Origin of the sequence: Streptomyces sclerotialus (assembly GCF_040907265.1) — a bacterium.
Taxonomy (GTDB): Bacteria; Actinomycetota; Actinomycetes; order Streptomycetales; family Streptomycetaceae; genus Streptomyces; species Streptomyces sclerotialus.
Genome location: NZ_JBFOHP010000002.1, coordinates 5252927 through 5266171 on the forward strand (window position 1 = coordinate 5252927; position 13245 = coordinate 5266171).

9 protein-coding genes are annotated in these 13245 nt (G+C 71.3%); all 9 read right to left on the bottom strand.

The features are described from left to right. Positions 1–37 precede the first annotated feature (37 nt). The 9 genes from aroC to AAC944_RS23425 all read right to left on the bottom strand — a co-directional run bounded on the left by aroC (position 38) and on the right by AAC944_RS23425 (position 13121). A complete protein-coding gene (aroC, locus tag AAC944_RS23385; protein ID WP_368396420.1) occupies positions 38–1273 on the bottom strand; it encodes a chorismate synthase in 1236 nt (411 codons plus the stop codon). Then, on the bottom strand, positions 1270–2502 hold the full coding sequence (locus AAC944_RS23390; RefSeq protein WP_063760042.1) for an MFS transporter: 1233 nt from the start codon (positions 2500–2502) through the stop codon (positions 1270–1272). The genes aroC and AAC944_RS23390 overlap by 4 nt, the downstream gene beginning before the upstream one ends. Positions 2503–2573: 71 nt before the next feature. Next, a complete protein-coding gene (locus AAC944_RS23395) occupies positions 2574–3893 on the bottom strand; it encodes a preATP grasp domain-containing protein (RefSeq protein WP_030625035.1) in 1320 nt (439 codons plus the stop codon). After that, positions 3890–4552 carry an isochorismatase family protein gene (locus AAC944_RS23400; RefSeq protein WP_030625033.1) on the bottom strand — a complete coding sequence of 221 codons (663 nt, stop codon included), beginning with the start codon at positions 4550–4552 and terminating at the stop codon, positions 3890–3892. Before AAC944_RS23400 ends, AAC944_RS23395 begins: the two co-directional genes overlap by 4 nt. 21 nt (positions 4553–4573) lie before the next feature. Beyond that, positions 4574–5776, bottom strand: coding sequence for a 3-deoxy-7-phosphoheptulonate synthase (locus tag AAC944_RS23405; RefSeq protein ID WP_107054275.1), 1203 nt, complete (start codon positions 5774–5776; stop codon positions 4574–4576). Positions 5777–5787: 11 nt separating this feature from the next. Then, complete coding sequence (locus tag AAC944_RS23410) at positions 5788–7782, bottom strand: anthranilate synthase family protein (protein ID WP_368396421.1); 1995 nt, start codon at positions 7780–7782, stop codon at positions 5788–5790. Positions 7783–7802: 20 nt separating this feature from the next. After that, positions 7803–8534, bottom strand: a complete 732-nt coding sequence (locus AAC944_RS23415; RefSeq protein WP_030625041.1) for an alpha/beta fold hydrolase — start codon at positions 8532–8534, stop codon at positions 7803–7805. Then, complete coding sequence (locus AAC944_RS23420; RefSeq protein WP_051872436.1) at positions 8531–11671, bottom strand: non-ribosomal peptide synthetase; 3141 nt, start codon at positions 11669–11671, stop codon at positions 8531–8533. Before AAC944_RS23420 ends, AAC944_RS23415 begins: the two co-directional genes overlap by 4 nt. 280 nt (positions 11672–11951) lie before the next feature. Continuing rightward, positions 11952–13121 (bottom strand): acyl-CoA dehydrogenase family protein, encoded by a 1170-nt coding sequence (locus AAC944_RS23425; protein ID WP_051872435.1) that lies wholly within the window; start codon positions 13119–13121, stop codon positions 11952–11954. Between the last annotated feature and the right edge of the window lie 124 nt (positions 13122–13245).

The following is a 13245-nucleotide window of genomic DNA, read 5'->3' on the forward strand; positions in this document are numbered from 1 at the left end:
TCACTTGTTCATCTGTAGGGGCATGCTGGCCCACGGGTCAGCCGATGTGCAGGTCGTCGAGGAACGACTGGACGTTGCGGCGGGTCTCGGCGACGCTGTCGCCGCCGAACTTCTCCGCCACGGCGTCCGCGAGGACCAGCGCCACCATGGCCTCGGCGACGATGCCCGCGGCGGGCACGGCGCACACGTCGGAGCGCTGGTGGTGGGCCTGCGCCGCCTCGCCGGTGGTCACGTCCACGGTGGCCAGGGCGCGCGGCACGGTCGCGATCGGTTTCATCGCGGCGCGGACACGCAGCAGCTCGCCGGTGGTCAGACCGCCCTCGGTACCGCCGGAGCGGCCGGACGCGCGCTTGATGCCCACCCGTCGCCCGCCACCACCCCGAGGGGAGGCGCTCTGCGCCGCAGTATCGACTTCGGTCGCGAGGATCTCGTCGTGCGCCTGGGAGCCGGGCACGCGGGCCAGGTCGAAGCCGTCGCCGACCTCGACGCCCTTGATCGCCTGGATGCCCATCAGCGCGCCTGCGAGACGGGCGTCCAGGCGCCGGTCCCAGTGGACGTGGCTGCCGAGGCCGACCGGCACGCCGTACGCGAGGACCTCGACGACGCCGCCGAGGGTGTCGCCGTCCTTGTGGGCCTGGTCGATCTCGGCGACCATCGCCTTCGAGGCGTCCTGGTCCAGGCAGCGCACCGGGTCCGCGTCCAGCTTCTCCACGTCGGAGGGCTTGGGGTAGACGCCGTAGGGGGCCTTGGCGGCGGCCAGCTCCACGACATGGCTGACGATCTCGATGCCGGCCGTCTCCTTCAGGTACGACCGGGCCACCGCGCCCAGCGCCACCCGGGCCGCGGTCTCCCGCGCGGAGGCGCGCTCCAGCACCGGGCGGGCCTCGTCGAAGCCGTACTTCTGCATGCCGGCCAGGTCCGCGTGGCCGGGGCGGGGGCGGGTCAGCGGGGCGTTGCGGGCCAGCTCGGCCAGCTCGGCCTCGTCGACCGGGTCGGCCGCCATGACCTTCTCCCACTTGGGCCACTCGGTGTTGCCCACCATGATCGCGACGGGCGAGCCCAGGGAGAGGCCGTGCCGCACGCCGCCGAGGAAGGTGACCTCGTCCCGCTCGAACTTCATCCGGGCACCGCGGCCATGGCCGAGCCGGCGACGGGCCAGGGCGTCCGCCACCATGTCCGTGGTGACGGGGACGCCGGCCGGAAGGCCCTCCAGCGTCGCCACCAGTGCGGGGCCGTGCGACTCCCCCGCCGTCAGCCAGCGCAACCTGCTCAACGGTGCTCCTCGGACGAGTGGTGCTCCGCCGCGACGGATACGGGGGTCCCGGCTTCCTCCGGCCGTCCGTCCGGACCGGCTCCGGACGGCTTCGTGCCGCGGTGCCGCAGTTCGGCCACCGCGCTGATGAGCGTCAGCAGCACGGTGATGACCACACCGCCGAGGATGGCGGCGACCGGGGTCGAGCCCGCGAGCACGGCCGCCGCCGCGGACGCGGTGATGGTGTACCCCACTCCCTGCACGGCGTACTGGATCGAGTACCCGGCCGTGTGTGCGTGCTCCGGCAGGCGTTCGCGGAGGCTGAGACTGCGGGTCACCATCACCCCGGCCTGGAACAGACCCGCCGCGAGGAAGGCCACCGCGATGCCGATCAGGCCGGAGAAGACCGCGGACAGTGCCACGAAGGCCGCGGTGATCAGCAGGAAGACCAGGCTCTGGGCGCGGACCGTGCCGGGCCAGGTACGCAAACCGTAGAGGAAGGCCCCGAAGGCGCTCGTCAGCGAGAAGAGGGCGAGCAGGACACCCGACCAGTTGACCGTCAGGCCGCGGTACTCGAGGAGCGGGGTGAGGGCCAGCTCGGCCGTGGCGAGCATGGACATCGCCGCCGCACTGGTGAGGTAGATCGGCCAGGCGGAGGCGAGGAGCTTGCCCCGCTCCTTGCCCCGGCCCCCGGCGGCCCCGGCCACGTCCTCCGGGGCCGCGGCCCGGTGGGCCGGCAGCACGAACAGCAGTGCCGCGGCGACCGCGAATCCCACCGCGCCGAGCACCATCGGCGCTCCGGGCCAGGCATTCACCGCGAGGACGACGACGAGCGCGGGCGCACCACCCCACGTGACCTGGGTGAGTACCGTCTCGGCGCTCAACGTGCGCGCCTCGTCCGCCTTGTCGACCAGGGCGATCAGCATGGTGCGCATGCCGCCGGGGCTCGCAGCCGGCGCCGCGCCTGCGAGGAACGCCAGGGTGCTGGTGAGCGCCACCGAGGTGTCGGGGAAAACGGCGAGTCCGGCGAAGGCGAGGGCGCCGACGGCCATCCCGGCAGCGAGGTGCAGGTTCATCCGCCGGGGACGCAGCCAGGCGCCGAGCGCCACTGACCCGAGCACCTCTCCCAGTACGTAGGCACCGGCCAGCGTGGCGCCCAGCGAATACCCCCCGGGCGTCTCCCGGACCAGGAAGACGAGGCCCAACGGAGCGATGGCGATGGGAAGCCGGCCTGAGAATGCGGTGATCATCCAGAGCAGGACATTGCCCCTCAGGATCTTCCTGTAACTCATACTCTTGGCTCTTTCGTCGCTTACTTGCGTCAGCCGAACAGCCCGGCCAGTACTTCCTCGGTCTTCTCCGCCTCGGACATGTCCTTGGCGATCAGGCAGTACTCGACGGTGCCGCCGAGCCGGCTGTCGTCGGAGGTGAGGACGACTCCGGTCCGCTCGTCCCGGTCGTACGCCAGCCCTTCGCGCTCCAGCCGGCGCACGGCTTCCTCGAAGGACGGGACGGGCCAGTGGTGACGCTGGATGAGGAGGCGCTCGCGCAGGAAGTCGTCGCCGACCAGCTGCTCGGCCAGGTAGTTGATGTGGGTGGAGCCGCCGACCCGGCCGTTGAACTCGTTGAGCAGGATCTCGTCGTCGGGCGTCACGATGCCGTCGACGCTGATGGGACCGCGGTAGCCCATGGTGCGTACGGTCTCGCAGAGGCGGTGCGCCTCGTCCAGGAAGCGGGGGAACTCCGGATGGGCGGTCGCCTTCGCCGGAATGACGAGACCGTTGAAGATCGGGCCCATCAGCATTTCCCCGTGGCCGAACAGCGTAGTCTCGTGGGCCGTGATACGGAACTCGGCATAGACCGGGCTGCTGTCCGGCGCGTAGTCCTCGACCACCACGGGCCGTGTGCCGTCCTCCGAGTACCACCCCCACTGCTTGTCCAGGTGCGCCGCGAGGTCGTCCCGGCTGTTCAGCACGGTGACCTCCGGGGCGCCGATGGGGGTGACGCCCGGGTCGCGGCTGAGGATGGCGTTGCCGTAGCCGGCGACGTGGAAGTCCTTCTTCACGATCGCGTGCCGGTCCTCCGACAGCAGCTCCCACAGGAAGTCCTCTGCCTCGGCGCGCCGGAACGCGACGATGCCGCGCGGAATCGGGCACCCGCCGCCGGCGGCCACCGCCCGGAAGGTGGCCTTGCTGTTGAGGAGCTGCCCGCCGCCCTGGTGGATGTAGGGGAATCCGGAGGTCGACTCGTCGAGCCCCAGCTCGCGGGTGAGCCGGATGACCGAACTGTCGAAGTAGATCGGGAACACCCGGTCGACCCCCGATGCCCGCACGTGCTCCCCGAGCTCGCGCAGGAACTCCTCGTCCTCCCAGCGGTCCGGGGTGAGCACGTCGGTGCCGAGCCACCCGGCCGGCGGCGCGATGACCGTGATCTTCGAGCGGTCCGCGCCGGTGAGGCCGGTGACGTAGGCCAGGAACTCCTCGCTGGGGACGTGCGGCACCACGAGGACATCGCCCTCGGACGCGTACCAGATCATGCGCTGGGCGGTCACGCCCGCGTTCCTGCGGTGGTCGGGAGTCAGCTCCTCGAGGTCGCCGACCATCTGCGCGGTCCGGTTGTTGGCAATGAACAGGGTGCTCATCGGGTCTCCACTGTCGTCGGGGCCGTCTCGATCTGGGTCACGACCGTCCGGGTGGGCAGGACCACCGCGCAGCGTCCGGCCGTGTACTCCAGGGCCATGCGGTGTTGTTCGGGGGTGAAGTCGGCGACCGCGTCGGACACGAAGAACGTCTCCACGTCGTTCGTGTAGGACTCGATGGCGGTGGCCAGGCAGCCGATATGGGCGTAGATGCCGCAGATGATCAGCTGGTCGCGGCCGTGCGAGCGCAGGAAGTCGAGCAGACCGGTGCGGTGGAAGGCGCTGTACCGCCATTTGGTGAACACCTGGTCGCCGCCCTCGGGCTCGATGCCCGGGACGATCTCCCGCTGGGCGGGGCTCACCGTCATTCCCGGGCCCCAGAAGTCCTTCAGCAGGCCGCGGTCCCGGTCGCTCATGCTGCCGGGCTGCGCGGTGTAGGTCACCGGGATCGCGTGCTTGACGCAGTGTTCCCGCAGTTCACGGACGTTCCGGGTGAGGGAGGTCACCGGCTCGGAATCCTTGGGGAAGGAATCGACGAAGTACTTCTGCATGTCGTGGATGAGAAGTACGGCCCGCTCGGGGTCGACTTTCCAGTCGGCAGGGCCGGCCGGAAGGTCCGCTGCCGAGGGCATGGGGTAGGGCTGGATGGCGGGGATTCCCATGGACGGAAGGACACCTCTCCGTTAGCAGGGCCAGGTATTGGCGATGGCGATGGACTGCTGAAGGTTGAGCCGGGGGTCGCACAGCGTGGTGTAGGCGGCACCGAGGCCGTCCAGCTCGCCGTCGTCGCCGACGCACTCGACGACCGGGGCCGCGGTGGCTTCCAGATGCAGCCCGCCCGCCACGCCGCCGGCCTGCGTGACCGCGGCGTGGAACGTCCGGACTTCGCGCGCGACCGTCGGGACGGAACGGGTCTTGTATCCGCCCGGGCCGGTGAACGTGTTGCCGTGCATGGGGTCGCACAGCCAGATGACCGGATGCCCCGCTTCGCGGAGGGCCGCTGCCAGGGCCGGGAGCCGGTCGCCCACGCTGTCGGCGCCCATCCGGGAGATGAACGTCAGCCGACCGGGCTGCCGGTTGGGGTCGAGGCGTTCGGCCAGCGCGAGCAGCTCGTCGCGTTCCATGGTGGGGCCGACCTTGCAGGCCACGGGGTTCGCCACGTCGGCCAGCAACTGCACGTGCGCACCGTCCAGCTGACGCGTCCGCTCACCGATCCACGGCCAGTGGGTGGACGTCAGGAACGTGCGGTTGTACGCGTCCCGGCGCAGCTGGGGCAGCTCGTAATCCATGACCAGCGCCTCGTGGCTGGTCCATATCGGGGAGCTGTGCGGCCAGGCGCCGTTGCGGTCGCGCAGCTCTGCGAGGACCGCGGCAGCCGCCCGGCGGCAGTCGAGCATGCGCAGCGGGTCGGGTTCCCGCGACTGCTGGTCGAACTGCGGTGCGTTGACCATGGGCCCGCGGAACGCGGGGAGATGAGTCCCGTCCCTGCTCTCGGTGGGCCGCGAACGCGGCTTGGCGTACTGGCCGGCGATGCGGCCCACGCGCAGTACGGGCAGTCCCGAGCGGGCCTGCAGCACGCCCGCCAGGCAGTCGATCAGCCCGGCCTTGCGCGCGACCTCGTCCGCCGTGTGGTCCGCCGGATCCTCGGCGCAGTCGCCGGCCTGCACCACTTGGGCGTGGCCCGCCGCGACGTCCGCGAGCAGGGCGCGCAGCCGGACTATCTCGTGCGACGTCACGAGCGGCGGACTGTCCGCCAGTTCCCGGCAGACCTTCTCCAGGAGCTCATGGTCGCCCCACTGCGGCTGCTGCTCCGCCGGAAGCGCCCTGAGCAGGGCATCGGCTCCGGTCGGCAGCCGCAGCAAGGAGGCGTCCGGGCGCCCCGTCATGGCCGTATTGATCACTGGTGGCTCCCCGATGAAGCGGTCATCACGGACAGGGCGGTGGTCACGAGGTCGCGCAGCACGGTCGGCCCGTCCTCGGTCAGCAGCGATTCGGGATGGAACTGCGCGGTCGCGAACCCGGCCCCGCGCACGCCGTGCACCTCGCCGCTGCGTGCGTCCCGGCAGATCTCCACCGGTCCCGTGAACGACGCCGTGTCGATGTCCGCCCGGTCGGCGGCCGCCCGGCCGCTGAAGGTGTTGTAGAACCCGGCACGCAGCCGGCGGCCGAAGAAGTCGATCTCCTGCTGAAGGCCCTGGTTCGGGACGTCCTTGCGCACCAGGTCGATGCCGAGGACGGAGGAGAGCACCTGGTGTCCCAGGCACACCGCCACGAACGGCACTCGGGACACCAGCAGCCGTTCGACCAGACGGCGCACCGCGGCGATCTTCGGCTGGGCGGTCTGCCTCGGGTCGCCGGGGCCGGGCCCCACGACGACCAGGTCGGCGTCGGCGACCGCCGGGTCCGGTACGTCGTACCAGGGCCGGATGGTCACCGAGAGACCCAGGGCGCGCAGCTGGTGACCGAGCATGGCGGTGAAGGTGTCCTCGTTGTCCACCACCAGCACCCGCCGGCCCGCCAGGGCGTCGACGACGTGGGCCCCCGCGGGGGCGGGGCCGAGCCAGAAGGGGGCGAGTCCGTCGTTGTACCGCTGGAGGGCACGCGCCACCCGCGGGTCCCGGCTGAGGAAGCCGGGCTCGGCCCGGCGCCCGGCCGCCGTGCCGGCAGGCGTCGTCGACGGCTCCTGCCGAAGGGCGGAGAGCAGGCCGGCGACCTTGGCGTGCGTCTCGGCGACCTCACTGCCGGGGTCGGAGGAGCGCACCAGCGTGGCCCCGACCCCGACCTCGATCCGGCCTGCCCGGTCGATCTCCGCGGTGCGGATCAGAATGGCGGAGTCCATGGCGCGCTGCCCCTGCACGTCCCGGCCTATGAGGGCGAGGGCCCCGCTGTAGTAGGAGCGTCCCTTCGGCTCGTACTGGTGGAGGACCTGGCAGGCGTTCTCCACCGGACTGCCGGTGATGGTGGGCGCGAACATCGTTTCCCGCAGGATGTGCCGTACGTCCAGCGCGCTCTCGCCCTCGATGAAGTACTCGGTGTGGGCGAGCCGGTCCATCTCCTTCAGGAACGGGCCCTTCACCCGTACGCCCGGGTCACAGATCCGGGTCATCATCTTCAGTTCCTCGTCCACCACCATGTGGAGCTCTTCGCGCTCCTTACGGTCGCCGAGGAGGCCGAGCGCTCCCTGGACCGTGGGCCCGGAGGCGGGGTAGCGGTACGTACCGCTGATCGGATTCATGGTGACGGTGCCGGACTCGAGGCTGACGTGGCGCTCGGGCGACGCGCCCACGAACGTCCGCTCACCGGTGTGCACGAGGAAGGTCCAGTACGCGCCCGTTTCCCGGGCGAGCAGGCGGGCGAAGAAGGCCACGGCAGCGGCCGGGCCGTAGCCGTCGAGGGTGCCGACGAAGGAGCGCTTGATGACGAAGTTGGCGCCGGCTCCGCGCCCGATCTCCTCGGCGAGCACCTTCCGGACGACGTCGGCGTAGTCCTCGTCGGAGATGTCGAAGCCGGCATCGGTGAGGGCCGGCGGGGTGTCGGGCGCGTCCGCGAGGAACCGCGCGACGGACAGCTCCTGCTGGTCGTGGACCTCCATCACCAGGAGCGGCGCTCCGTCGTCGTTGCAGACGTAGCCGCGCTCGGAGATCTGCCGGTAGGGCAGCAGCGCGAGCAGTTCGTGCCGGCCGGCCCGTGTCGCATCGCTCTCCGCGGTGCCGGCGAGCGGGAGGTCGGCCAGGCGCGGTACCGCGGAGATGTCGCCGCGGAGGAGTTCGAGGCGGTCCCGTCCGGTCGCGTGCGGACGGTGGATCAGGGCGAAAGGCGTGCCGTCGAGGGGCACGGGGGAGCACTGGTCGGTCGAGGACCCCGGCATGGAGCCCGTCTGTGTGTGCGGCATGTCGATTTCCTTGTCAGCCCTCATGAGTCCTGGGCGAGGTCCGCCAGGAAGCTGTCGATGTGGTCGCGGAGTGCGGGCAGCCGGGCGGGGTCGAGAGCCTCGAAGTGGCCGCAGCCCAGTTCCCGGACCCGGAGGCGCGGTGCGCGGTGTGCCCACTGCCGGAGCTGGTCGTCGCCGCGTCCTTCTGTGCAGGAGACCAGCAGGGCGGGGCCGGTGTGGCCCGCCGACGCCTGGTGCGCGTATGCCGCTTCGAGGTGCGCCGACGCGGTGCGCCGCAGCCGTTCCCGCTGGTCCGGGTCGTCCGCGGCGGTGGCCCAGCCCATGGACCGGCCGATGTGGTCCAGCGCGTCGTCGCGGTCGGAGCCGTGGCGCTCGGCGAGACACGCATAGCTGTCCACCATGATCACTGCGGGAGCGTCGCCCCGGTCCGCGAGCCGGGAGGCCAGCTCCCAGGCCAGCACCCCGCCGAGGGACCAGCCGACGAGGTAACGGGGTGGCCGGGGGAGGGCGTTCATGACGTCGAGGTAGCGCTCGACCATCGTGGGCACGTCGGCGTCGGGGTCCTCGCCGGGCATGAGCCCCAGCGACCGGATCGCGTGCACCGGCCCCCTGCCGGTCAGGGCGCCGGCCAGCGGGAAGTACGGGCTGATACCGCCACCCGCGGCGGGCAGGAGCACGGTCTGTTCCGTGCCCTCGCCGTGTCCCAGCGGGATCAGCAGGGGAGAGGAGACCAGGGATGTGGTGGTGCTCATGCCCGCTCCCGTCCCGCCGCGACCGTCTCGGCCAGAGCGCGCACGGTGGGGGTGCGGAAGAAGTCGAGGACCGGTACCTGCACGCCGTAGCGCTGCTCGATCCGGCTGAGGGCGGTGAGTACGTTCAGCGAATGGGCACCGTGGTCCACCAAGGAGCCGTCCACGGGCACGTGCCTGCCGAGGAGTTCGGCCCACAGCTCCCGGATCTCCGCCACCAGGGGCTGGTCGAGGCCGGCCTCCGCGGTGTCCGGTGCGGTGCCCGACTCCGCGCCCAACAGGTCGGGCAGGTCCCGCAGCAGAGCGGTTCGGTCGACCTTTCCGTTGTGGCTGAGCGGAACGGAGTCCACCACCAGGAGATGAGCCGGCAGCATGTACGAGGGAAGGGTCATGGCCAGCGCGCCGCGTACGGCCTGCGGGTCGGCCGGTGCCGACTCGTGAACGACCAGGAACAGCACCAACTGCCGCTCCGCGCCGTCCTGACGGACCGCCGCGACCGCCGACCGGACGCCGGGTACGTTCAGCGCCGCCGACTCCAGCTCACCGAGTTCCACGCGGTGACCACGGATCTTCACCTGGTGGTCGTCCCGTCCGGAGTACACGAGCACCCCGTGCTCGTCGCGGAAGACCACGTCGCCCGTCCGGTAGCGGCGGGCGTCCGCATGTCCGCCGTAGGGGTCGGGAACGAAACGCTCCGCGGTGCGCTCCGGGTCGTTGACGTAGCCCTCGGCGGTGCACCTGCCGCCGAGCAGCAGTTCGCCCGGCACTCCGGCGGGAGCGAGATGCCCGGTGACGTCCACGACCTGCGCACTGACGCCGGGGATCGGGCGGCCGATGGGAACGTGGGAGGGCCAGGGCAGCGCGTCGGCGGACAGCTCGTGAGCCGTGACGACATGGGTCTCCGTGGGCCCGTACATGTTGAACAGCCGGATGTGCGGGCGCTGCCGGAAGAACCTGCGCACCGCGCTGTCCGCCTGCAACTGCTCGCCTGCCACACATACATGGCGGAGCCGGGGGAGATCCGCCGAGGCCTCCTCGGCCGCGAGGACGAAGGGGCGCAGTGCCGCCACCGGCAGGTAGAGGTGGGTGACCTCGGTCTCCCGCACGCGCCGGACCAGGCCGGGGAGGTCCCGCCGGTCCACGGGGTCACGGGAGACGAGGGTCCCGCCTGCCGCCAGGGTCGGGAAGATCTCCTGGAAGGAGACGTCGAAGCCGATGGGCGCGTACTGCATGAAGCGGGTGGTCCCGTCCATGTCCAGCACGCCGAGCTGCCAGTGGGCGAGATTCACCAGGGCGCCGTTGCCCATGAGGACGCCCTTGGGCTTCCCCGTGGAGCCGGAGGTGAACATCGTGTAGACGGGGTCGGCAGCCGAACGCCGTACCGGTGCCGGCTGCGCCGGCGCCCCGGCCAGGCCGGCCAGCTCGGTGGCGGACCGGACCGAAGCGGCGCCGAACTCGCCTGCGCCCACGACAAGCCGGCAGTCCGCCTGGGAGACCATCGCGCCGAGCCGTTCCGCGGGCAGCTGCGGATCGAGGGGCAGATAGGCGGCCCTGCGTTCCAGGACCGCCAGTACGGTCGCCACCGTCTCGGTGAGGCCGGAGGTGGCGACCCCGACCACGCTTCCGTGTCCGACTCCCTGGTGGGCCAGCCCGTGTGCGAGCTCGTGGGCCTTCCGGACCAGCTCCGCGTAGGTGGTGCCGGCGCCGTCCTCGACGATCGCGGTGCGGTCCGGATGCGCGGCCGCGGTCTCGATGACCCATTCGTACACGGTGGCGTGGTCGGGTTCCGGTGCGGCCTGCGCGCTGTGCGTGGCGGGCGGGACGTCCTCGAACAGTTCGGCGACGGTGCGCCCGGGGTCGCTCACCGCGCGGCGGATCGCTTCCCGCAGGGACGTGGCCACCCCGTCCGCCACCACCGGCGGCAGCAGTTCGCGGTCGTACTCCAGCTCCAGGAGCCATCCGTCAGCTGTGGGGGTGGCGAAGAGCAGGAGGTCGAACTTGGCCGTGCCGTTCCCGTGCTGACGTACGGCGAGTACCGGCTGCCCCGGCTCGGTCACCGTACTGTCCTGCATCGCGAGCAGCGCGGAGAACACCGGGTTGCGATTGCCGGAGCGGTCGGGCGCGCACCGTTCCACCACGCGGTTGAAGGGGATGTGGGAACGGAACTTGGTGTCCTCGACCTCGTCGTCCACGACTTTGGTCGTGAACTCGTCGAAGGGCGCGGCCCAGTCGACCGGGACGGTGATCGGCAGTGTGTTGACGAAGAAGCCGCACAGGTCGAAGGAGCCGAGTGTGCTCCGCGACATCAGTGTCGCGCCCATCGTCGCCGAGGAATTGCCCGAGTGCCGGGCGAGCACCGCCGAGTAGACGGAGGAGTAGAAGGTGAACGAGGTGACGCCCAGGTCCCGGCACAGCGAGTCCACCGCGGCGGACTCCTCGGCGGTGAGCGGCAGCTCGATGCGCTCGCCGATGAAGTCGGTGTGCCCCGGCCGGCCCGGCCTGGGGTAGAGCTCGGTGGCAGGGGCGCTGCGCAGCTTGGCGGCCAGCTCGTCGACCTCCGACTCGATGTCCTCGGCGGTGGCAGCGGCGAGTTGGGCCTCGAGCTCGGCGCGCAGCGCCGCCTCCCGCTCCGTGCGGAGTTCGTCGGCCGCGAACCCGCCCCGGAGTGCCGCGCCGAGGTCCCGTGCGAAGGGGCCGGTGGAGAAGCCGTCGAAGACCGTGTGGTGAACGGCGAACAGCAGCACCGACCGGCCGCCGTCGTCCTGCCAGAGGTGGCTCGCGCGGAACAGCGGCGGTTCGTCCAGGGCGAAGGCGTGTGCGGAGAGTTCCTCCAGGAGCGCCGCACGCCGCTGGGAGAACTCTCCGTGGGTGACCCGGTGGGACTCGAGGGGGAGGTCCTCCGCGGTCGGTGGGGTGGACAACTCCGCGTAGGGGGTGGGTGAGTGGTGGAGCCCGAGCCTGAGTGCCGGCTGCGCCTCCGCCACCGCCGCCAGTGCGGCGCGTACCTCCTCCGGACGGAAGCGCGGGTCGAGCGTGACTTCGAGGATGATGTTGTACAGGTTGCGCGCAGTGACCGAACGGTCGATGACGAGCAGCCCTAGCTGAGCTTCGGTGACCGGAAATATCTGGCTTTTCTGCACAGGAATGACCTCACGGGTATGCGGGTGGCGCTGGTCGCGGCGGCAAGCGGGGCGGCCTGTCGGCATCGGCACGGCATCGGCGGCGTTCGGGCCCCACTGCGCTCGCACCATCCGGAGCGCAGGCTCGTGGGTGACGACCCACGCTCACGAAATCATTCCTTCGCGGAGGTATTCAAATGTCATCGGAGACCCCGATGGAAAAGCCCCTGGCCGGACGCCGGCAGGCCGGCAGGGGCTGGGGGGCGGGTGCTGTGTCACCAGAGGCGCCTGGTGGCGGCGCTCACCGCGCCGTTGCCAGTACCTCCTGGGCGTAGGCCGCCGCGGCGGGCTCGAGCCGCAGGGTGGCATGGGCGGCCACCGAATGGATGTCCCGCCAGAACCGCTGCAGCGCGCTGCCCTCGCTCTGCGCTCGGACGCCTCCGCTGCGGAACAGCCGGTCGACCGCCGTGACCAGCAGGTCCACCGCCACCGCGCAGTCCCGTCGGTTCAACGGCACCTGTCCGGCGGGGTCGGGCGAGCTGTCGGCCCGACGCGCCGCCTGGGCGAGCAGCAGGCCTGCGGCGTCGATCTCGGCCGAGGAGCGGGCGAGCACCTGCTGGCAACTGCCGTCCTCGTGGGCGGGCCGGCCGCCGGTGACCGGGCGCGCGCGCATGAGCTCCGACCACGCGCGCAGTGCACCGCGCGCAGCGCCCAGGGCCGGTGCGGCGAAGAGCAGCGCCGCCACCAGGGGAAAGGGGACGCGGTGGCAGCGTGCCGCGTCCGGGTCCCGTAGTCCGGTGGCAAGTACCTCCAGCGGCATGCTGCGGTGCTCGGGGACGAAGGTCTGCTCCACCGAGAGCCCGTGGCTTCCCGTGCCCCGCAGGCCGGAGTTGCGCCAGGTGTCGTGGATGCGGACGTCCGTGCGTGGCACGGCCATGATGCGCGTCGTGGCGCCACCGGGGCCCTGTTCCCCGGCGCCCTGGCTCTCGGCGTCCCGGTCCAGGGAGGCCAGCAGTATCCAGTCCGCATGAACCACTCCGCTGGCCAGGCCCCAGGTACCGGAGAGGAACCAGCCGCCGGGGGCTCGTCGGAGCTCGCCGGAGGGCGGGACGACCGATGCCGCGATGGACACGTCGGGCGAGATCTGCCACAGTTCGCTCTGGGCTGTCTCGGGCAGATGTGCCGCGAGTCGGCCATGCGCCGCCTGCAGCGCGGCGCACCAGGCTGCGGAAGCGCAGCCCTCCCCGACAGCCGCTATGGCTTCGAGTGCTTCGGCGAACGTGCCCGCGCGGCCCATCCAGCGGTGCGGCACGAAGTGACGCGGGAAACCCGCCTCGTTGAGCGCCGTGTACACCCGGTGGTCCAGTTCACGGCCCTGTTCGGATTGCTGTGCGTACTGCGCGGCCACACCGGCGGCGACAGGGGCCGCGGTGCGCAGAGTGGTCGTGGTGGGGCAGGGAGAAGTGGACACGGAAAACGTCTCCTTGATGGTTTTGTCCGCTTAGGTGGGGGATCGGCGGCGGTGGATGTCTTGTGTTGGGCATCCCAATGAGAAAAGATCCGCCTTGGAAGTTTCTTCGTGGGCGTGACGGAAG

Bases quoted from the DNA above. Each gene is read 5' to 3' on its own strand.
- AAC944_RS23390 (WP_063760042.1), bottom strand. From the start codon at position 2,502: ATGATCACCGCATTCTCAGGCCGGCTTCCCATCGCCATCGCTCCGTTG.
- AAC944_RS23395 (WP_030625035.1), bottom strand. From the start codon at position 3,893: ATGAGCACCCTGTTCATTGCCAACAACCGGACCGCGCAGATGGTCGGC.
- AAC944_RS23400 (WP_030625033.1), bottom strand. From the start codon at position 4,552: ATGGGAATCCCCGCCATCCAGCCCTACCCCATGCCCTCGGCAGCGGAC.
- AAC944_RS23405 (WP_107054275.1), bottom strand. From the start codon at position 5,776: ATGACGGGGCGCCCGGACGCCTCCTTGCTGCGGCTGCCGACCGGAGCC.
- AAC944_RS23410 (WP_368396421.1), bottom strand. From the start codon at position 7,782: ATGCCGCACACACAGACGGGCTCCATGCCGGGGTCCTCGACCGACCAG.
- AAC944_RS23415 (WP_030625041.1), bottom strand. From the start codon at position 8,534: ATGAGCACCACCACATCCCTGGTCTCCTCTCCCCTGCTGATCCCGCTG.